Source organism: Bacillus sp. Medicinal_06, assembly GCF_056711665.1.
Genome location: NZ_JBWYHD010000001.1, coordinates 210,595 through 232,135, shown reverse-complemented (window position 1 = coordinate 232,135; position 21,541 = coordinate 210,595). Strand labels below are relative to the sequence as shown.

The 21,541-nt window shown below is 35.3% G+C and carries 18 protein-coding genes and 3 other annotated features; of the genes, 13 read left to right on the top strand and 5 right to left on the bottom strand.

The window, feature by feature from the left end:
- Positions 1-92: 92 nt before the first annotated feature.
- The gene (locus AC1M36_RS01235) at positions 93-473 is read right to left on the bottom strand and encodes a VOC family protein (protein WP_336451326.1); all 381 of its coding nucleotides are present in this window, start codon (positions 471-473) and stop codon (positions 93-95) included.
- Positions 474-775: 302 nt separating this feature from the next.
- Between AC1M36_RS01235 and AC1M36_RS01230 the strand changes: the two genes are divergently transcribed.
- Both AC1M36_RS01230 and AC1M36_RS01225 read left to right on the top strand, forming a co-directional pair.
- Entirely contained in the window at positions 776-1,267 is a 492-nt protein-coding gene (locus tag AC1M36_RS01230; protein WP_336451325.1) for a nitroreductase, read from the top strand.
- 39 nt (positions 1,268-1,306) lie between these two features.
- The gene (locus AC1M36_RS01225; RefSeq protein WP_479845513.1) at positions 1,307-1,873 is read left to right on the top strand and encodes a GNAT family N-acetyltransferase; all 567 of its coding nucleotides are present in this window, start codon (positions 1,307-1,309) and stop codon (positions 1,871-1,873) included.
- 317 nt (positions 1,874-2,190) lie between these two features.
- Here AC1M36_RS01225 and AC1M36_RS01220 read toward each other — a convergent pair whose 3' ends face one another.
- From AC1M36_RS01220 to AC1M36_RS01210, 3 genes are read right to left on the bottom strand one after another with little or no spacing between them, the layout of a single operon-like run.
- Positions 2,191-2,643: a VOC family protein gene (locus AC1M36_RS01220; protein WP_336451323.1), complete on the bottom strand. Its 453-nt coding sequence runs from the start codon at positions 2,641-2,643 to the stop codon at positions 2,191-2,193.
- The gene (locus AC1M36_RS01215) at positions 2,644-3,123 is read right to left on the bottom strand and encodes a GNAT family N-acetyltransferase (protein ID WP_336451322.1); all 480 of its coding nucleotides are present in this window, start codon (positions 3,121-3,123) and stop codon (positions 2,644-2,646) included. It abuts the gene before it with no gap.
- 40 nt (positions 3,124-3,163) lie between these two features.
- Positions 3,164-3,583 carry an SgcJ/EcaC family oxidoreductase gene (locus AC1M36_RS01210; protein WP_336451321.1) on the bottom strand — a complete coding sequence of 140 codons (420 nt, stop codon included), beginning with the start codon at positions 3,581-3,583 and terminating at the stop codon, positions 3,164-3,166.
- A gap of 201 nt (positions 3,584-3,784) precedes the next feature.
- Here AC1M36_RS01210 and AC1M36_RS01205 point away from each other — a divergent pair, with 201 nt between their 5' ends.
- Both AC1M36_RS01205 and AC1M36_RS01200 read left to right on the top strand, forming a co-directional pair.
- Positions 3,785-4,321 (top strand): GNAT family N-acetyltransferase, encoded by a 537-nt coding sequence (locus AC1M36_RS01205; RefSeq protein ID WP_336451320.1) that lies wholly within the window; start codon positions 3,785-3,787, stop codon positions 4,319-4,321.
- 20 nt (positions 4,322-4,341) lie between these two features.
- Positions 4,342-4,866 (top strand): cysteine hydrolase family protein, encoded by a 525-nt coding sequence (locus AC1M36_RS01200; RefSeq protein WP_336451319.1) that lies wholly within the window; start codon positions 4,342-4,344, stop codon positions 4,864-4,866.
- Positions 4,867-4,998: 132 nt separating this feature from the next.
- Here AC1M36_RS01200 and AC1M36_RS01195 read toward each other — a convergent pair whose 3' ends face one another.
- Positions 4,999-5,436, bottom strand: coding sequence for a YndM family protein (locus tag AC1M36_RS01195; protein WP_241816258.1), 438 nt, complete (start codon positions 5,434-5,436; stop codon positions 4,999-5,001).
- A 178-nt stretch (positions 5,437-5,614) separates the two neighbouring features.
- Between AC1M36_RS01195 and AC1M36_RS01190 the strand changes: the two genes are divergently transcribed.
- The 9 genes from AC1M36_RS01190 (at position 5,615) to tnpB (ending at position 21,480) form a co-directional block, all read left to right on the top strand.
- Positions 5,615-9,112, top strand: coding sequence for a DUF4020 domain-containing protein (locus AC1M36_RS01190; protein ID WP_479845512.1), 3,498 nt, complete (start codon positions 5,615-5,617; stop codon positions 9,110-9,112).
- A 112-nt stretch (positions 9,113-9,224) separates the two neighbouring features.
- Positions 9,225-9,457 (top strand) — a binding site (T-box leader).
- 56 nt (positions 9,458-9,513) lie between these two features.
- Positions 9,514-9,748 (top strand) — a binding site (T-box leader).
- Between the two features lie 139 nt (positions 9,749-9,887).
- Positions 9,888-10,964 (top strand): bifunctional 3-deoxy-7-phosphoheptulonate synthase/chorismate mutase, encoded by a 1,077-nt coding sequence (locus tag AC1M36_RS01185; RefSeq protein ID WP_336451317.1) that lies wholly within the window; start codon positions 9,888-9,890, stop codon positions 10,962-10,964.
- Between the two features lie 9 nt (positions 10,965-10,973).
- Positions 10,974-11,208: a binding site (T-box leader), on the top strand.
- Between the two features lie 52 nt (positions 11,209-11,260).
- Complete coding sequence (aroC, locus tag AC1M36_RS01180; protein WP_336451316.1) at positions 11,261-12,433, top strand: chorismate synthase; 1,173 nt, start codon at positions 11,261-11,263, stop codon at positions 12,431-12,433.
- A 16-nt stretch (positions 12,434-12,449) separates the two neighbouring features.
- Entirely contained in the window at positions 12,450-13,550 is a 1,101-nt protein-coding gene (gene hisC, locus AC1M36_RS01175; protein ID WP_336451315.1) for a histidinol-phosphate transaminase, read from the top strand.
- Complete coding sequence (tyrA, locus tag AC1M36_RS01170; protein WP_336451314.1) at positions 13,543-14,643, top strand: prephenate dehydrogenase; 1,101 nt, start codon at positions 13,543-13,545, stop codon at positions 14,641-14,643. The genes hisC and tyrA overlap by 8 nt, the downstream gene beginning before the upstream one ends.
- Positions 14,644-14,659: 16 nt before the next feature.
- The gene (gene aroA, locus AC1M36_RS01165) at positions 14,660-15,949 is read left to right on the top strand and encodes a 3-phosphoshikimate 1-carboxyvinyltransferase (protein ID WP_336451313.1); all 1,290 of its coding nucleotides are present in this window, start codon (positions 14,660-14,662) and stop codon (positions 15,947-15,949) included.
- Positions 15,950-16,208: 259 nt separating this feature from the next.
- Positions 16,209-16,775, top strand: coding sequence for a TetR/AcrR family transcriptional regulator (locus AC1M36_RS01160; protein ID WP_336451312.1), 567 nt, complete (start codon positions 16,209-16,211; stop codon positions 16,773-16,775).
- Between the two features lie 115 nt (positions 16,776-16,890).
- Positions 16,891-20,007 (top strand): MMPL family transporter, encoded by a 3,117-nt coding sequence (locus AC1M36_RS01155; protein ID WP_336451311.1) that lies wholly within the window; start codon positions 16,891-16,893, stop codon positions 20,005-20,007.
- A 348-nt stretch (positions 20,008-20,355) separates the two neighbouring features.
- Positions 20,356-21,480 carry an IS200/IS605 family element RNA-guided endonuclease TnpB gene (tnpB, locus tag AC1M36_RS01150; RefSeq protein ID WP_336451310.1) on the top strand — a complete coding sequence of 375 codons (1,125 nt, stop codon included), beginning with the start codon at positions 20,356-20,358 and terminating at the stop codon, positions 21,478-21,480.
- Positions 21,481-21,541: the final 61 nt, after the last annotated feature.

The following is a 21,541-nucleotide window of genomic DNA, read 5'->3' as shown; positions in this document are numbered from 1 at the left end:
TAGACAGTAAAACCGTTCAAAATTTTCGAACGGTTTTTTGGTGTTATTGCATTTCATAATTTAAATATCAAATAATAAATAAATGTATTTTGCTAGATAGTTATCTCAATATGATTTCCTTCTGGATCACTAATTACGCTTTCATAATAGCCATCTCCAGTGAAGCGTGGTCCATTTAATACAGGATATCCAGCTTCTTTTAATGTTTTGGTTAGTTGATTCACATTTTCTTCACTACCAACAGAAAAAGCCAAGTGAGCATAACCAGTTATATTGGGATTAGGTTTATCTTCTATTCCTTTCTTTCGCATAATTTCAAGACGTGCTCCAGATTCAAAAGTAATAAAGTAAGATTCAAAGTGTTTAGCTTTATTGTGATATAAAGAATTTGCCTCTCCATTAAAGTATTGTGTATAGAAAGTGCGCATTACCTCTAAATCATTTACCCAAATCGCTATATGTTCAATTTTCATTTGTTTCACCAGTCCTATTCTTATGTGAATTTATATAGACTCAGCCAAATATTTATGGACTAATAATCAGTGGAGATGAAAACACTGATTAGAGCTTCACTTTATTAAATTTGAAACGATATTTCAAGAAATAAGAATGAATGCTGGAAGAAAGCGATTTTAGATATAGAAATGGAAAAGTTATTTAGCAAAGGTTTATGCTAATTTTTTGACACGGGAATACATAGAATTTGTAATAAAATGAGTCTTTTACATAGTAATAAAAGGTTTCTGGTAATTACAAGTAAGGAGGGAGAGAATTTATGGGTCAATATGAACAAATGTTACTAGTGGGAGCAATTATGTCTATTATACTATCAATTATGATTTTAGGGTCATTATATTATAATCCGCGTCTATGGCTAAATGACTATCCTAAGGATATTCAAAAAGCTGTTCTGCCAAAAACAATTGATGAAAAAAGACAAACTTTATATTTTGGAATTGTATATAATGTAATTCTTTTCGGAACACCGTTGATTTCAACTTTTTTACTAAATCAACATGAGAAATTATTGTTTATAGATGCTTTTTTGCATTCTTTTGGAATATTAATGATTTTTAATTTGGTGGATTTACTCATTATAGATTGGCTTATATTTTGCTGGATTACCCCGAGATTTGTTATTATTCCCAGTACAGAAGGGATGAAAGGATATAAAGATTATAAGATGCATCTAAGAGGGGCAATGATTGGTACGCCTTTCCTCATAATTGCTAGTTTATTCATTGCTGGAATTGCTATAAATATTTAGTACGAGGAATATATTATGTTTTAGTTAGAGGAGATAAGGATGGATATTTTTATTAGGAAACTAGAATTAGAAGATTTGAATGAATTTCCTGAAATTGATGCTAGTTTTACGGTGGATTCTAAGCTAGTTCTTTCATTAAGGGCGATGGATCAACGAATAGAATACACAGTGCAAGAAATACCAAGCTATGAGAAAAATTATTCAGAGGATAGATATACGGAGGATCAAGAGGGTGATTTAGATTATAGCGAATATGTTAATAATCCAGATAAAATCATTTATTTGGCGTTTATGGATCACCAAATAATTGGAATGATTATATTAAAGAGGAATTGGAATGGTTTTGCTTACGTGGAAGATATAAAAGTAGATAAGCAGTTTAGACAGCTTGGAGTTGGCAAAAGATTAATTGAACGGGCAAAGCATTGGGCGCAAGCTTGTGAAATGCCAGGAATCATGCTGGAGACACAGTACAATAACGTTAGAGCATGCAAGTTTTATGAGAGTTGTGGATTTGTTATAGGTGGCTTTGATTTTCTTGTATATAAAGGGATAAATGAGCAAAGTGATGAAATTGCAATTTACTGGTATTTTATATTTGAATAGAAACAAGTAAAAGAAGAGTAACTTTAAAAATGTAAAGGTGCTCTTCTTTTATGAAGGATCTGTTAAAATATGTTAATGATTTTTAATAAAAATTCAAAGGAAACCCAATTTATCCCGCTACTTTAGGGCAGTAATACTCCCACCTCAAAATTCGGTGAAAGTAAAGAAGTTAGGTAGGAGATAAACTGCCTGTAAAGGTCCGATTGGTGAGGGCTAATAATCAGTGGGGGATGAGGACCCCCCACTGATTAAAGTTTCACTTTATATAGGTTTCCCTATTCTGGGTTAAACTAATACCTCTTTAGTTGAATAGGATGCTAATTTGATTGTGTCCATTCACTTAAATACATACGCTTTGTAATATTTTTAGGGTTTTCAAGTTTACATATAAATTCTAAACTGTTCCCATCAGGGTCATTAAAATGGATTTTTGCATGAGCTATGCTACTATGTGCCATAACAAATGGTTCAATTGGTTTAAATCCAAATGTTTCTCTAGGTTCAAATCCTTTTTCATTCAACCAAGCAACTGAATTTTTTAATCCTTCTAAAGAAACTTGAAAAGCTATGTGTCTTATTGAAGGGTGATATTCAAGTTCTACTTTGTCTGTTTCCCATAATCCCAACCAACTTTTATTTTTTTCAATCCATAAGAATGCCACTTTATCTTCATGACGATGGGAAAATTCCAAACCAAGTCCTTTGTAAAATTCAATCGAACGCTTTAAATCGCTAACTGGTAAATGCGCTTCATATAATCCTATTATCATCTATATATACTTCCTTAAAATTAAGGAATATGTCATTTCACCGTATGTGTAAATGTTATCATCAGAAAAACCAAGTTTTTTATAGAATTTTTGGCCCGAAGCATTTTCAGGATGCACAGTTAAGCGAATGCGGTGGCAAGATAGATGAACGGTTTTTATATGGTCAATTATCGCTTTGATTGCCGTGGCTCCAAACCCTTTTCCTTGATATCCTTTGTCGATAAAAAAATGAAACAGCCAAAAGTCCTTTTGACAATCCGGTTCGTAGTGCAAATTAAAGAAACCAACCATTTTTTCATTATGATAAATTCCAAAAGGTTCAATCATTTTATCATCCGGCCTAATATATGCTTTAGCAAGTGCAATAGCAACAGGTGGTGTAATTTCAGAAACGAACTTTTGCTGCTCAATGTTTACAGAAAGCGTGAGAGCCTCTCGCCAATTGTCAGAAGTTATTTTCTTCAAAGTTACTTGAGGCATAAGTCGTAACCTCCAGTCTAAATAGGGGATATGGGAAAAGCTATTGAACTAGTGTATTCTGCCCGGCAGCAATTTTCCACGTTTCCTTTTCTTTGACCATTACATAAACAGCAAGACTGCCTTGCTCATCTTCTATTATTTTTCCTTCAGAGGTTGTTGGATATTGTCTAATATGTGTGATAGCTACGTCGGAACGTATAAATGTAATACTTTCAACTGTATAACAAGCATATGAATCACGAAGAGGTCCCGCTAAAAGAACTTTGTGCGTCTCATTGATTTGTTTCCAACCAGATAGCTTCTTGCCAAATGCGTTAACCCATGTGGCATTCAAGGTGAAGTGGCGATCTAATTCATCCGCATTATGTGCATTAAATGCATTTTCAACTTCAGTAATTGTATGCTGGATTGCATATATTTCTCCTTGTTGTTGTTCTTTTGAATCGAAAGCTTTAGACATATTTATTCCTCCTATGTTGGTTTGATATCTATAGATTACTAAATTAAAGTTTCTGTAACATCCAGCAAGAGTAGTATTTTTTTGAATAAAAACTGATACGAAGGTATGATGGCAAGGCGGTGTATCATATTCACTGTCTAATAAAAGGAGTAAACCCAATAAGTCTAGAATATTATAATGTTATGAATAAGGGGGAAAAGTATGTTATTGCAAAAAGGTAAATTGTCGATTAGATATGTTGTAGAAGATGATGTGAAAACCATCTCAAAATGGTTAACAACTTCAGAAGTTTTACAATATTACGAAGGACGAGATAATCCACAAACGCCAGAGCAAGTACGAACTCATTTTGTTCATAACATAAAGAGTGATGAGAAAAAATGTGTGGTAGAATACGCAGGGAAACCAATTGGATATATACAAATTTATCCCGTAGATTCAGAATGGAAAAATCTATATGGTTATATAAAAAAACAAAATATATGGGGGATGGATCAATTCATTGGCGACACAGCATATTGGAATAAGGGAATCGGTACAGAGCTTGTGAAAGCTGCGATTACATATATTATCAATGAATTAGAGGCAGAAGCAATTGCGATGGATCCAAGAGTAAGTAACGAACGTGCTATTCGTTGTTATGAAAAATGTGGATTTCAAAAGGTGAAAAAATTAAAAGAACATGAGCTTCATGAAGGGAAATTAGAAGACTGTTGGATGATGGAGTATAGAAAATAAGGGGAAGGGAGCGATGTATGATGAAAAAAGCATTGTTAGTAATAGATGTTCAAGAAGGTATGTATACAGCAGGAGGACCAGTATACAAAGGGCGGGAGTTATTAAAAACGTTGCAAGAGTTAATTCGAAAATGTCGTTTACATGAAATTCCTGTTATTTATGTCCAGCATAATGGCCCCAAAGGTCACCCTTTAGCAAAAGGAAAACCGGAATGGAATATTCATTCTGCCATTGCACCGAAAGATGGTGACATCATGATCGAAAAAGAAACACCAGATTCATTCCATAAAACGAATCTACGTAAAGTATTACAAGATAATGAAATTGAACATGTCATCATGTCAGGGATGCAAACTGAATACTGTGTGGATACGACGACTCGTAGAGCATTTAGTGAAGGATATAAAATAACTTTGGTTCGCGATGCACATAGTACATTTGACTCGGAGCAATTAAGTGCGGAAGAAATTGTTAAGCATCATAATACAGTACTGGGTGCATTTGCTGATGTTGTGGATTTCAAAAATATAAAGATTGAAGTATAAAATCGAATTGAAAGGAAATAGTGACAACAGATAGCGGAATGCTTCCATAATCTATTATGGAGCAATATAACCAAAAGAAAAGTTAATGTAAAAGAAGGATGTCATGATATAGTTTGTGACATCCTTCTTTGTTTATTTTTTCTTATCTTTATCTAAAATATTTTGTTCTTCAGCAAATTCAGTTCCATATGCGAATCGGCCATTCATATTAATTCGTTCACCTTTATGTCTTTCATGCGTATGAGAAAAACGATGCACAAATACTTCAGATAATGTAAAGACAAGAGCAGACAAAATACTCCCCCATGCGATTTGCATGTAATTGTCCAATAAAATGTTACCGAAAATCCACACGCTTAAATAGGTTAACAAAAAGTCAGCCATAATAGCAGCGGAATTGCCAACACGGTCCAAAAGGATTTTATCAACAAACATGTAAGAAACAATGGTTACGAATAAGCTAAAGGAAATAACGTCAACGATTGTTGCATCGAAAAACAAATCAAGCCCGATAGCAAAAGCAATGATACACGATACGAATTTAATAAGCACAATAGTAAAATTGCTCAAGGTGCACACCTCCTGTTTTTCCATAGTTTTGGTATAAAACGAGAAGTTCATACATTTCTACATGATCGTAAATAAAATTTTTTCATGTGGAACAACTTGTCTAAATATTAAAAAAACAAATGAAAAATGTTATAGTAAAATGAGAGCGTATGACATTTTTAGGTAAGGGGGGATCCAGATGTGGATTACTTCAGAAGTAGAAATTCCAGATGAATTATTTGATAATCTTGAGCAAGGTAGGCTTGTATTATTTGTCGGAGCAGGGGTTTCTATGAAAGGGAAATCAAACTTACCAAACTTTGATGATTTAGTGGATGAAATTGCGAACGCTTTATATGTCGACAAGCGTGAAATAACAGAACCACATGATTATTATCTCGGAAAAGTTGCGAAGACAAAAGATGTACATCAAGTGGCACAAGATCTTGTTGATGTGAAAAATTCAAAACCGAATCCATTACATTATGCAATTCCACGGCTTTTTTCAGATGATATCGATGTCCGCATTGTAACAACAAATTTTGATCAACATTTTACAAGTGTAATTCGAGAAATGAATCGAGATATCAATATATATTATGCACCTGCACTTCCAACAGGTAGAGCGTTTAAAGGATTAGCATATATACATGGTAATGTAGAACAGGAAAAAGAAAATTTAATATTAACAGATGGTGACTTTGGAAGGGCTTACTTGACGGAAGGATGGGCAAGAAGATTTTTAGTCGATTTATTTTCAAATTATACAGTATTATTCATCGGATATAGTCATAATGATCCTGTTATGAAATATTTAGCAACAGGCTTGCCGCCGAGTACAAGACGTTATGCATTTGTTGCACAAGGAGATAATACATATCATTGGGAGCATTTAGGAGTAAGGCCTATTGTCTATCCAAATAAAGCAAACAATCATCAAGCGCTTGTTCAAGCGGTGAAGCGCTGGGCTGAATTAATGGGAGATAATTATATTACAAAAAGAATGCGGATTCGCGATATCGTGACAGTCCCACCGTCAGTTGAACAAGAGCAATTATCATATATAAAGCAATCCGTAAAAAAAATTGAAACACTCCGGTATTTTATAGAATTTGCTCGCGATTATGAGTGGGTGGAATGGTTAGAGGCAGAAGGAAAACTTCAAAATTTATTTTTGCTGTCTGCTATCCATAACGAAGAGGATGAATTGCTGTCTGCTTGGCTCGTCAAACAATTTCTTTTTAGCCATCAAAAGGAATTATTTCAGCTTATTTATAGAAATCACTCGAAAATTTCTCCTTTGTTATGGCGAACGATTTGCACGTATTTAAACGAGACAAAAGAGCAGATTGAACCGCTACTATTCGCAAAATGGACATTACTTTTACTAGAAACAGCAGAAAAAAATAGCGGCTCTATAGAATTGGTTTCATATTTGTTACATAAATGTTCTTTTCCTGAACATAAAGAGATTTGCGTCTTATTGTTGGCGTTTATTTTGGATGGGAAAATTAAATTAAAACGTGTGAGAAAATGGGAACACGATATGCAAGATTCGATTGAATTAGAAGAAACAAGTCGGTTGCCAGTTTCGGTGTTTTCATTCGTACAACAGATTTGGGATGAAAGAATGAAACCGCACATTGCGTATTTTGCCGATCCCATTATGGTTATGGGATTAGAAAAAATGCAAATGTTATTTTTAAGACAGGCTGCATTGGAGAAAAAGGACGGTGTGACATATCATACAGTCGAATTTTCAGAGCATGATTTACAGCCAAAAGGTTTTACATTTTTAATTCGTATTGTAAAAGAGTGTCTCACATATTTATGTGAAAATAATAAGAGAAAAGCTAACTACTATATCGCCCAAATGATTGAAACTGATAGTATATTAAAAAAAAGAATTGCCATAGCTGCGATGAGTAAAAATATATTTGTAACTGACGATGAAAAAATGAAATGGTTATTAGAGCAAAAGTTACTTTTACATGTTACATATAGACATGAAGTATTTAAGTTTTTAAAGAACCATTATTCACTTGCTTCGGAACAAAGTAAGCAAGAAGTGTTACAAAAGGTGATGAAACAGCTTGTTAATGATAGGATTTTTGATGCTTGTTTTGTTATGGATTTACTTTATATATGTGATCCGGATAGTAATTGTACAGCAGAGGCATATAAAAAAATGAAACAAAAACACCCTCATTTTTCCCCAAAACGTTACGGTGAAAAGCAAGTAGAGGATGCTGTCCAAAGTATTACATGTAATGTAACAGCCGATGGGTTATTGCAGCTGAAAGACCATGAAATGATGGAACAAGTTAGGCTCTTTTCTCATGACGGTATTTTTGAACAACGACATTTTTTAGAAATGTTATCAAAAGCATGTAAATTGAATATAGAGTGGAGCATTTCACTTGCCTATCAATTAGCTAGGGAAAGTAAGGTAAGTAATGAAGTATGGTTTGTCTGTATTAGGGCATGGAGAAATAATCGCAAGCTTACAAATCAACAGATACAAAAAATCATTCCACTCTTACAACAATTTGTAAGAAATCCATCTTTTCATTGGTTAATTAGCAGTTTTCTTTATGAAATTAGCAACCGATTAGAAGAATTTCAAGAGGATAGTATACGGGTTGTGAAACGATTTTCCGTCTCTGTATTTCCTCAAGTGATGAGAAGTGATTTGAATTTCAATTTAGAAGAACATGACTTTTATAATGAATCTATTCAGCATCCTATTGGAAAGGTGACGTCAGTATTATTAAAGTTACTCGCGTATGACCACTTATACGATCGGAATATTTACGAATACTTGTTTTTATTTGAAGAACAAATGCGAATCTGTTCACGGAATACAAATTACATGTTTGCACGGTTAACGGCAGATATAACATTTTTATATCATATTGAGAAACAATGGTGTAGAAAAAATTTGCTCCCTTATCTTGATTTAAAAAAACAAGAAAAAGCAATCAAATATGCATGGGCAGGACTCTGCTATACACAAATAAATTTACCGTTATTTACAGAGATAAAGAGATACATTACATATGCGGCCCAGCATTTATATTTGTTACATCCTCATACAAAAGAAGTGTTCTTAAAGTGGCTCAGCTTTGTTTTTATTAAATGTGTATTGTATTGGGAGCAGCGAGCAGATTGGTTATATCTACTTTTTATACAGGAAACGGAAAACGACAAAATTAAGTTTATGGAACATTTATGTTATTATGTGAAAACATTAAGCGCAAGAGAACAACAAAAATTTTGGGAATTTTGGTTAGCTGGATTTTTAATGGAACGTCCAAAAATGAGTTCTATAACAGGTAGGGAATATGTCATGTTTTTACGCTTTGTTTTATGTATGGATGAAGTTGCAGAAAAGGGATTGCAAACAATTCTTACCCATTTTTCGCCACCATCAGAACGTTACAATCAAGCAGAAATAAAGCAACTATTTTTGTCTGTTTTAGAAAAGAAAAAGAACATGAAAGACCATGTAGAAGCCTATGGTGAGTTGTTTTTTTCGCTATTACAAAACCTTCACGAAGCAAATTCTTTTGAAAATGAAATCATTGAAATTAAACAATTATTAACAGAGTACCAATTGAAAAGTGATTTACTTACATCTATTCAAAACGAAATGATACGAATTGGAATTATAATGACAAATTTACAAGGTGGATAATGGGTAAAGAGTGGATTTTAAAAAAAACAAATAAAAAGTTATTGACAGTCTTTGAAAAAGCATTCTATAATACGAATCATAACTTATTCAATTTCAAAAACATTTGGATAAACAAAGTGCAATGAAGGGATCACAGTAGTGAGGATCTTACTGTAACAGAGAGCTGATGGTTGGTGTGAATCAGTACAGGGATAATCATGAATTACAGTCCTGGAGCATCTTTTTTGGATTAAAGACATATATTCTTTATGAAGAAAAGGCGGTCAAATGATCGTTAACAGTGAAGAGAGGTAGACGAAATTAGTCTACAACTAGGGTGGTACCGCGATAAATATCGTCCCTACTGATTGGATCAGTAGGGACTTTTTGTATTTTTTGTGGTATGGCTTGACAATGGAATATGACATGCGGTGAAAGGAAAAGGAGTAGTAGTTGTTTCCCTGTAACAGAGAGCTGGTGGTTGGTGTGAACCAGTACAAAAACAAGTGCGAATTACAGTCCTGGAGCATCTTTTTCGTAGTAAAGATTTGTTTTCTTTATGAAGGGAAAGACGGTCGAACGATCGTTAACAGTGAAGAGAGGTAGACGAAATCAGTCTACAATTAGGGTGGTACCGCGATAAATATCGTCCCTACTGAGTAGATCAGTAGGGATTTTTTGTACACAGAAAAGGCGGTATCGATCTCATACTAAGGTTTTGTAAGTTTTCAATTCAGAAAATAGGGAATTTTTATTCTCTTGCAATAGTTTTAAACATTAAAAGGAGGATTTTAAAATGGCAAATCATGAGTTAGAACAATTACGTAAACAGGTGGATAAAATCAATTTACAGTTACTAGAACTTTTAAATGAGAGAGGTAAAATCGTTCAAAAGATTGGAGAACAAAAGCAAGTGCAAGGTACGAAACGTTTTGACCCAGTACGTGAGCGTGAAGTGCTTGATATGATCGCAGAACACAATGAAGGTCCTTTCGAAACTTCAACAGTTCAACACATTTTCAAAACAATTTTCAAAGCGAGCTTAGAACTGCAAGAAGATGACAACCGTAAAGCATTACTTGTTTCACGTAAAAAGAAAAAAGAGAATACAATCGTTGATGTAAAAGGTGAGTTACTAGGAAATGGAACGCAAACATTCATCATGGGACCTTGTGCTGTAGAAAGCTTAGAGCAAGTTCGCCTAGTAGGGCAAGCGATGAAAAAACAAGGATTAAAATTAATGCGCGGCGGTGCTTTCAAACCGAGAACATCACCATACGATTTCCAAGGATTAGGGATAGAAGGACTACAAATTTTACGACAAGTAGCTGATGAATTTGATCTAGCGATTATCAGTGAAATCTTAAATCCAAACGATGTAGAAATGGCTCTTGATTACGTTGATGTCATTCAAGTCGGGGCACGAAATATGCAAAACTTTGATTTATTAAGAGCTGTGGGTAAAGTAAATAAACCTGTGTTATTAAAACGAGGTTTAGCAGCAACAATTGATGAGTTCATTAATGCAGCTGAATACATCATCGCACAAGGAAATGATCAAATTATATTATGTGAGCGCGGTATCCGCACATACGAAAGAGCAACGCGTAATACGTTAGATATTTCAGCTGTACCAATCTTAAAGAAAGAAACACATTTACCTGTTGTTGTAGACGTAACGCATTCTACAGGACGTAGAGATTTATTATTACCTACTGCAAAAGCAGCACTAGCAATTGGGGCAGATGCAGTTATGGCAGAAGTTCATCCAGACCCAGCGGTTGCATTATCTGATTCAGCGCAGCAAATGGATATTCCAGAGTTCCATAAATTCATGGAAGAGTTAAAAGGATTCAAAAATAAATTATCTTAATTTCATATTGAATATGCATTGAAAGGGAAACAGTAGTGCTTATCTCCCTGTTTATAGAGAGCTGATGGTTGGTGTGAATCAGTACAAAGGTAAGCATGAATTACAGCCCTAGAGCATCTTTTTCGTAGTAAAGATAATAATCTTTATGAAGGGAAAGACGGTCTCATAGATCGTTAAAAATGATAAGAGGTAGACAAATATAGTCTACAATTAGGGTGGTACCGCGATAATCATCGTCCCTACTGAGCGCTCAGTAGGGGCTTTTTTGTACAAAAAATAATAAAGGGGTAAGAAAAATGAGATATATTACAGCCGGAGAATCACATGGTCCGCAGTTAACAGTCATTTTAGAAGGTGTACCTGCAGGGTTATCGTTACAAGCAGAACATATAAATAAGGAATTATTAAGAAGACAAAAAGGGCATGGTCGCGGGAGACGCATGCAAATTGAAACAGATACAGTAGAGATTGTAAGTGGTGTACGCCACGGGGTGACGCTTGGTTCACCCATTACATTAATCGTAAAAAATGATGATTTCAAACATTGGACGAAAGTAATGGGAGCGGAACCGATTTCGGAGCAAGAAAGTAAAGAAATGAAACGTACAATTACAAAACCACGTCCAGGACATGCAGATTTAAACGGTGCAATTAAATATGGTCACCGTGATATACGAAATGTTTTAGAACGTTCTTCTGCAAGGGAAACAACTGTCAGAGTAGCAGCTGGTGCGGTTGCAAAACAAATTTTAAAAGGATTAGGTGTACAGATTGCTGGACATGTTCTTGAAATTGGCGGAGTTCAAGCAAATCGAGTAGATCAATTCCCAATAGAAGAAATCCAAACCATTACAGAAAATTCACCTGTTCGTTGTCTAGATAAAGAAGTAGAGCAACAAATGATGGATGCAATTGATACTGCGAAAAGCAGTGGAGATTCCATTGGTGGAATTGTAGAAGTCATTGCGGAAGGGATGCCAATCGGCGTTGGGAGTTATGTACATTATGACCGAAAATTAGATGCAAAACTTGCTGGCGCAATTATGAGTATTAATGCTTTTAAAGGCGCTGAAATTGGAATTGGATTTGAAGCGGCAAGGCAGCCTGGAAGTTCGGTACATGATGAAATCATCTGGGATGAAGAAAAAGGCTATACAAGAAAAACAAATAACGCAGGTGGGTTAGAGGGAGGTATGACAACAGGAATGCCGATTGTAGTGCGAGGTGTTATGAAGCCAATTCCTACATTATATAAACCACTTGCAAGTGTAGATATTGATACGAAAGAAGCATTCCAAGCGAGTATTGAAAGATCTGATAGCTGTGCAGTACCAGCTGCAAGTGTTGTCGCAGAAGCGGTTGTTGCATGGGAACTTGCAGATGCATTAGTTGAACAATTCGGAAAAGATCGTATGGAATTAATCCAGCAAAATATTACGCAGCATAACAAATATGCAAAAGAATTTTAAAAAGGATGAGTTATAAATGAAGGTAAAAGAGCAATTATCATCATTACAGCCATACAAGCCAGGTAAATCAGCGCAGCAAATGAAAGAAGTATATGGAGATCATTCATTTGTAAAATTAGCATCAAATGAAAATCCATTTGGTTGTTCACCGCGTGTGATGGAAGAATTACAAAAAGTGTGGGAGGAACATGCTTTATATCCTGATGGAGGAGCTGTAGAACTCCGCGAAACAATCGCAGAAAAACTGCAAGTTCAAAAGGAACAAATCATATGTGGAAGTGGACTTGATGAAGTCATTCAAATCATCAGTCGTACAGTGCTCCGCGCAGGCGATAATATTGTAACAGCGGGAGAAACGTTCCCGCAATATCGTCATCATGCAGTAATTGAAGGTTGTGAAGTGAAAGAAGTGCCACTTAATGAAGGGGCATATGACTTAGATGCAATCACTAAAGCAATCGATCACAACACAAAAATCGTATGGATTTGTAATCCGAATAATCCGACGGGCACATATGTAAATGATCGAAAATTGACTCAATTCATTGAGGGAATTAGTAAAAATACGTTAATTGTCATTGATGAAGCGTACTATGAATACGTAACAGCAAAAGATTTCCCAGAGACATTACCGCTTCTAGAAAAACATAAAAACATTCTTACATTAAGAACGTTTTCTAAAGCATACGGATTAGCATCATTCCGCGCTGGGTATGCGATTGGACATGAAGAATTAATCGAGAAATTAAATGTCGTACGTTTGCCGTTTAACGTATCTACATTGGCACAAAAAGCAGCAATGATTGCCTTAAGTGATGAGTCGTTTATTGAAAAGATAGTACGTGTTAATAAAGAGGGGCTACAGCAATACGAAAGTTTTTGTAAGGAAAATGAAATTCCATTCTATCCGTCGCAAACAAACTTCATCTTCTTGCCGGTAGATGATGCTGGAGAAATTTATGAAGCTTGCGCACACACAGGGTTTATTATTCGTCCGTTTCCAAACGGCGTTCGTATTACAATCGGAACAAGGGAACAAAATGAAGGAGTGATTTCAGTGTTAAAGCAACACTTTGAAAATAAAAAACATAAGTCTCGAGATGAGACCAATGTGTAAAAAGGTAGTATTAATTGGAACAGGATTAATAGGAGGCTCTCTCGCATTAGCAATTAAGAAAGAGCACGATGTAACGATAACAGGTTATGATATATTTAAAGAGCAGGTAGAGCGTGCGAAAGAATTGCATGTAGTAGATGAAGTGGCAATAGATTTGCAGCGTGCATGTGAAGAGGCAAATTTAATTGTTTTTGCCTCTCCAGTTGAAGAAACGAAGAAGTTATTACACAAACTAGCGTCATTTCGTTTACGAGATGATGTAATAGTGACCGATGTTGGAAGTACAAAAGGAACAATTATGAATGAAGCGGAAGCTTTATTTTCAAAGAAAGTTTCTTTCATTGGCGGACATCCGATGGCAGGGTCTCATAAAACTGGTGTCGAAAGTGCAAAGGCGCATTTATTTGAAAATGCATTTTACATTTTAACACCGATGAATCATGTGTCAAATGATCAAGTGGAAGAGCTAAAAGTATTGTTAAAAGGGACAGGATCACATTTTCTCGTCTTAAATACAGAAGAACACGATTATGTAACAGGAATCGTTAGCCATTTTCCGCATCTTATTGCGGCAGGATTAGTAAAACAAGTCGAGAAACATGCAGGAGATAATCCGCTCATTCATCAACTAGCTGCCGGTGGATTTAAAGATATTACACGTATCGCATCTAGCAGTCCGAAAATGTGGAGTGACATTGTAAAGCAAAATCGTGAGCATTTAATGGTATTATTAAAAGAGTGGATCTCTGAAATGGAAGAGTTATATAAGACGGTTTCTATAGGAGATGCCAGTGAAATACAAAACTACTTTGCAGATGCGAAAGAATATCGTGATTCTTTACCAGTGAGAAAAAGAGGAGCTATTCCTGCCTATTATGACTTATACGTCGATGTTTTAGATAAAGTAGGGGCATTAGCTCATATTACGAGCATTTTGGCGCGCGAAGAAATTAGTATTACGAACTTGCAAATATTAGAAGCGCGTGAAGGGTTGCTTGGGGTGTTACGAATTAGCTTTCAAATAGAGGAAGATCGTATGAAAGCAAAACTAGCGCTTGGAAAAGAAGAATACCAAACATATGAAACAATTTAAATGAGAAGGTGAAAACGTGAAAGAAAGAACTATACAACCTGTTAATAACGGATTGAACGGTACCATTACAATTCCTGGTGATAAATCCATTTCACACCGCGCTGTGATGTTCGGCGCAATTGCAGAGGGAAAAACAACAATTAAAGGCTTCCTACCTGGTGCAGACTGTTTAAGTACTATTTCTTGCTTTAAAGAAATGGGAGTAGATATTACGCAAAACGGTGATGAAGTTACTGTAATCGGAAAAGGAATTGAAGGTTTACAAGAACCAAAAGCTGTATTAGATGTCGGTAATTCTGGAACTACGATACGTTTAATGTCAGGAATATTGGCAAACACGCCATTCTTTTCTTGTGTACAAGGAGATGCTTCTATTGCAAAAAGACCGATGAAACGTGTAACAGATCCATTAAAGCAAATGGGTGCCAACATTGATGGCCGAGAAGGCGGGACGTACACACCGCTAACAATAAGAGGTGGAGCGTTAAAAGCAATCCAATACACTTCCCCAGTTGCAAGTGCACAAGTAAAGTCAGCTATTTTACTTGCAGGTCTTTGCGCAGAAGGTGTAACAGCTGTTACAGAACCGCACATTTCACGAGACCATACAGAAAGAATGTTAGAGGCGTTTGGTGTTACAGTAACTCGTGAAGGGAAAACTGTAAAACTAGCAGGTGGCCAAAAATTAACTGGAACAGACGTTCAAGTTCCAGGTGACGTATCATCAGCAGCGTTTTTCTTAGTAGCAGGAGCGATCATTCCAAATAGTAAAATACAATTACAAAATGTAGGAATGAATCCGACTCGTACAGGTATTATAGATGTTTTAGAGAGAATGGGTGCTACGTTCACTGTAGAACTAATTAACAAAGGAGCATCAGAGCCAGCTGCAAACATTACGATTGAAACATCTTCACTAAAAGGAATCGAAATTGGCGGGGATATTATTCCAAAGTTAATCGATGAAATTCCAATTATCGCATTAGCAGCAACGCAAGCTGAGGGAATTACGGTTATTAAAGATGCACATGAGCTAAAAGTGAAAGAAACGAATCGTATCGACACAGTTGTTGCCGAACTAACGAAACTAGGAGCTCGGATTGAAGCAACAGATGACGGAATGATTATTTACGGTAAATCAACTTTAAAAGGCAATACAGTACATAGTTACGGTGATCACCGCATCGGAATGATGCTTGCGATTGCCGGCTGTATAGCTGAAGGAGAAACAACGATCCAAGATGCAGCAGCAGTAGGGGTATCGTATCCTACATTTTTTGAAGAACTTCAAAAGTTAGCTAAGTAATATGATGAGAGGCAGATGCGTAATGCATTTGCCTTTTTTATATGAATCCATATCGATATTTGTTGGGAATTTGATAACTTTTGGCGAATCGCTGATATATTATATTTCAAGTTGCGACATATGAACGTCATACAATTAAAAGAAGAGAAGTTAGGAAATGTACGATGTACTATCTTTGCCCAACACTTGACTTTTAAGCAGTGTAATTTATAATAAAAAACGGAATGAATTTTCATTCCTGGAAATTGAGGTGGGAAAAATGGCTAAAAACAAACAAGACGATATTTTTGATGCTGCTATGCAACTTTTCGCAGAGCGAGGTTATGATGGTACAACAATCCCGATGATTGCTGAAAAAGCAAATGTAGGTGCAGGTACCATTTATCGTTATTTCGAAAATAAAGAGTCGCTCGTTAATTCTTTATTTACAAAGTGCGTTTTACAATTATCTGAATTAATAAAAACTGATTTTCCAGTTGATGCAAATATTCGTGAACAGTTTAGTCATACGTACAACCGTTTATTTGAATTTGCGAGACACAATGTGGATGCTTTTCTTTTTACAAATTCTCACTGTGATAGTTATTTTCTCGATGAACATAGTAAGGAAATATTTGATGATTTTATGGGCTTCTTTATGAATATTATAGAGGATGGAATCGAAAAAGGTTTTCTTCGTCCATTACCGCCAGTTGCTTTAATTATTATTGTATATCAACCAATTGAAAAATTAATTAAAGTAATGGCGACAGGGGAATTAAAATACACAAAAGAATTGGTAAAAGAATTGGAAGAAAGTTCTTGGAATGCTATTAGAATCAATTGATTCTATAGCTTTAAAAGAATAGGAATGAACGTTCATTCCGTAAAAAAAGATTAGAATAGGAATGAATATTCATTCCTATTCTAATCTAAAACTCAAATAGCGGGAGAGGATCAACATGAGTAAGCTAAAGAATTGGAGAAGTTTATCTTTTCTATTATGGATAGTTATTACTATTACTATGATAGTAACGATGCCTAATATGGATAGATTAGTGAAAGAGAAAGGGCAAATTACTATTCCTAAAACAGAGCAAAGTAGTATTGCTGACAAGATGATAAAAGAAATGGATCAGGAGGGCGTTGAAAAGTATGAAATTATAGCCGTGTTTAATAGCGGGAGTAAGACGGCTTTAACAAGTGAACAAAAAGAGGAAATAGCGAAAGTTATCAATTCTTTACAAAATGAAAAAGAGCAATTAGGAATTAAAGAAATTGTTTCACATCTAGATAATAAAGACTTGGAGAAACAATTAGTCTCTAAAGATAATACGACTATTTTAACACAAATATCGGTAGATAAAAAACATGGTGAAATATCAAAAGTTGCAAATGAGCTTCATAATAAAATGAAACCAGAAAGTGTGAAAACGTATTTAACAGGAAGTGATTTAATAGGAGATGATTTTCTTAAATCTACACAAGAGGGAGTACAAAAAACAGAAGTTATCTCAATCATTTTCATTCTTGTTGTTTTAATTGTTGTTTTCCGTTCACCAATTGTTCCGATTGTTTCTCTTCTTACAGTTGGGATATCCTATTTAGTTTCAATGGGAGTAATTGCTCATCTGGTAGATCAATTTCATTTTCCATTTTCAAATTTTACCCAAGTCTTTTTAGTCGTTGTTCTATTTGGAGTAGGAACAGATTATAACATTTTGTTATATACGAGATTTAAAGAAGAATTAAGCAACCAAGAAAATGTATTTTTAGCTACGAAAGAGACATTTAAATCGGCAGGAAAAACCGTATTATATAGTGGGGTGGCAGTGCTTATAGGTTTTGCATCACTCATTTTAGCAAGTTTTAAATTGTATCAAGCTACTTCGGCAGTAGCGATTGGGATTGCAGTATTATTACTTGTATTAATCACTTTAAATCCTTTTTTCATGGTGTTATTAGGAAGAGGAATGTTTTATCCAGTTAAAACATTTAAAGAGCATGAGGATAGTCGTTTATGGGGATTCTTTGCGAAAAACTCAGTAGTAAGACCATTTGTTGCTTTAATCATTGTATTCGTAATATCAATTCCTTTCGTATTAAAATATTCTAACACTCTTAATTATAATGATTTATTTGAAGTGGATAATAAGTATGAATCAAAGATGGGGATTAACGTAATAGAAGAGCATTTTTCGCCTGGTTTTTCTTCACCAAGTACGTTGGTAATTCAATCTGATCAAAAGCTAGATGAGACGACTTCTTTACAAACTTTAGATGAACTAGCTGATAAAATTTCGAAAGTTAAAGAGGTTTCAGAAGTATATTCACCGACGCGTCCAACTGGAGATAAGATTAAAGAATTATATTTAAATAAACAGGCGGGAGAACTGAATACAGGCATAGGAGATGCCAATGGTGGCATAAAAGAAATTAATGACGGACTAACTGATGCTAAAGATAAAATGGGTGGGAATGACTCAAATAGTCTTGCAAATGTTCAAAAGCTAATTGATGGAACAAATGAGGCGGAAAATGGTGTGTCGGCATTAGGAACGGCTTTAAATCAATTAACGAAAGGCATAAACGATGGAGCACAAGGAGCGAAACAAATTGAGGATGGATTAGCCTCATTAAACGAAAATATAAATGTTTTATCTAATGCAACTTCACAGCTTCATGCGGGTTATGCTCAGTTAGAAAAAGGTTTAAGTTCTTACGATCAATACTTCGAAAATATTTCACAAGCGATTGATGGTGCGAAAAAAGGATACGAACAAATTGAAACGTTAATGAACAATTTAATTAGAACAAAGCCAGAACTAGCAAATGATCCTAACGTACAGCAAACATTAGGAATTGCAAAGGGGGCTCAGAAGCAACTAAGTGGACTTTCAAATGAGTTAAATCAATTAACTGTGCAGCACAAAGCAGCTATGAATTCATTTAAAGAGGCGAATCAGTCATTAATGAAAGTAGATAACGGCTTAAAGGAAATGAATAATGGAGTTACTGAGTTACAAAAAGGAGCTGCCGAACTAAAAAATGGATTGAACGAAGGAGCTACAGGTTCAAAAGAAATTGCGAACAAGTCAGCTGATTTGCAATCTGGTTTAACGAAAATAAACGATGGGCAAGGGCAGCTATTAACTGGGCTTAAAGATTTGCAAGAAAAGATGGGGCAATTGCAATCCGGTTTATCTAAAAGTACAGAAGGACTTGGAAAAGTAAGCAACGGTTTGCAGGATGCTCAAAAGTATTTAAGCGATCTTAATGAATCGAAAAGTTCTGAGAAATTTTATATTCCAAAAGAAGTTTTAGAAGGAGAAGATTTTCAGAAAGCATTGAATACGTATATGTCACATGATAGAAAGACTGCTAAAATGACAATCATTTTAAATGTAAATCCGTATTCAAAAGAGGCGATGCCAATCATTCAAGAGATTAATAAAACAGTAGACGGTACTTTAAATGGTACAGAATTAAAGAGTGCGAAAAAAGCAATCGGCGGGACAACAGCTAGAAACGTTGATTTAAAAGAAGTAACACAACAAGATTTCTTACGTACAGCTACGATTATGTTAATCGGTATTGCGCTTGTATTAATCGTTATTACCCGTTCATTCTTACATTCAATCTTTATTATCGGTTCATTAATTTTAGTGTACTTTACATCACTTGGTATAAGTGAACAAATTAGTTCACACTTATTAAATGTAGAGTCACTAAGCTGGAATGTTCCATTCTTTAGCTTCATTATGATTGTCGCCTTAGGAGTGGATTATAGCATTTTCTTAATGATGCGCTATAACGAATTGGAAGGAGATTCAATAACAAAAATTGTAACAGCATCTCGTCATATAGGAGGAGTCGTATTATCAGCGGCGCTTATTTTAGGAGGGACATTTGCAGCGTTAATTCCTTCTGGTGTATTAACGCTTATACAAGTTGCAGCAGTTGTTGGCATTGCCCTTTTACTATTAGCTTTAATTATTATGCCGATTTTGTTACCTGCATTAATAGGGTTAACGAGTAAAATACAGAGTTATAAAAAGAAAATAATTGATGCGAAGTAATTAAATTCAAAAGGATGTTTTTTATCTAAAATAGGCGAGAATACCCCCACCTCAAGAAATGTGAAGGGTGTAGCCCAATAAGTAGGTGGGGGATGAATTGCCTTCGGACAAGAGATGGCAATTTGTCGTCTCGATTGTCCGACTGTTCGAGCGCTACTTGTAATAAATGAAAAATAGCTTGCGTACGAGTACCAAAACCCTTTTGCGCTTTGTAGGCATCCACTCTTTCTAAAAGAATGTTAAGGATACTGTTTGTTTTTTTTATGTTTCTACTCCTGAAATGATAGGAAGAAACATATCAAAAATAGTATAATATGGATATTGCGGCATGTAGGGGAGGTGAAAGTCATGATTGTCAATAAAGCATACAAATTCCGGATATACCCAAACAAAGAACAAGCAACTTTAATCAATAAAACAATTGGCTGTTCTCAATTTGTATTTAATCATTTCCTTTCTAAATGGAACGATGCATATAAGGAAGCGGGAAAGGGGTTAGCGTATGGAACATGTTCAGCAGAACTTCCTAAGCTGAAGAAAGAATTTGTTTGGTTAAAAGAAGTAGACAGCACTGCATTACAGTCATCTGTCAGCAATCTTGCAGATGCGTTTGCTCGCTTCTTTGAAAAACAAAATGATGCCCCGCGATTTAAGTCTAAAAGGAACAAAGTACAGTCCTACCAAACGAAGCACACCAACGGAAATATTGCGGTTGTAGCCGACAAAATAAAGTTACCAAAACTTGGTCTTATTCGCTTTGTGAAAAGTCGTGAAGTACATGGGCGTAGTCTAAACGCTACCGTTAGACGTAATCCAAGCGGTAAATATTTTGTTTCACTTCTTGTTGAAACAGAAGTGCAGGAATTACCTAAAACGGGTTCGGCTGTTGGTGTAGACGTTGGATTAAAAGATTTTGCTGTTCTTTCAACTGGAGAGGTGTTCTCTAACCCAAAATGGTTTCGTAAGCTTGAAGAAAAATTAGCGAAAGCACAGCGTATTCTTTCCAAACGTGTGAAAGGTTCTTCAAATTGGAATAAGCAACGGATTCAAGTTGCAAGAATCCATGAGTACATCACAAACGCAAGAACAGATTACTTGCAAAAAGTCTCTACCGAAATTGTCAAAAACCACGACATCATTGGTATTGAAGATTTGCAAGTATCGAATATGCGAAAAAACCATAGATTAGCGAAAGCCATAAGTGAAGTATCTTGGTCGCAATTTAGAAAGATGTTAGTGTACAAAGCAAAATGGTACGGCAAACAAGTCATCGCTGTGTCTAAAACATTCGCTTCCAGTCAGCTTTGTTCTTGTTGTGGCTACCAAAACAAAGACGTTAAGAATCTAAACCTCCGTGAATGGGAGTGCCCTTCTTGTGATATGCATCATGACAGAGATATTAACGCAGGACAAAACCTTAAAAATGAAGCCATAAGACTTCTAACCGTAGGAACTACGGGGTTAGCCTACTAAGATAACCGAGGATTAATTTGGTGTTCGTAGGAATCCTCCACTTCAAACAGTCTGTAAGGAC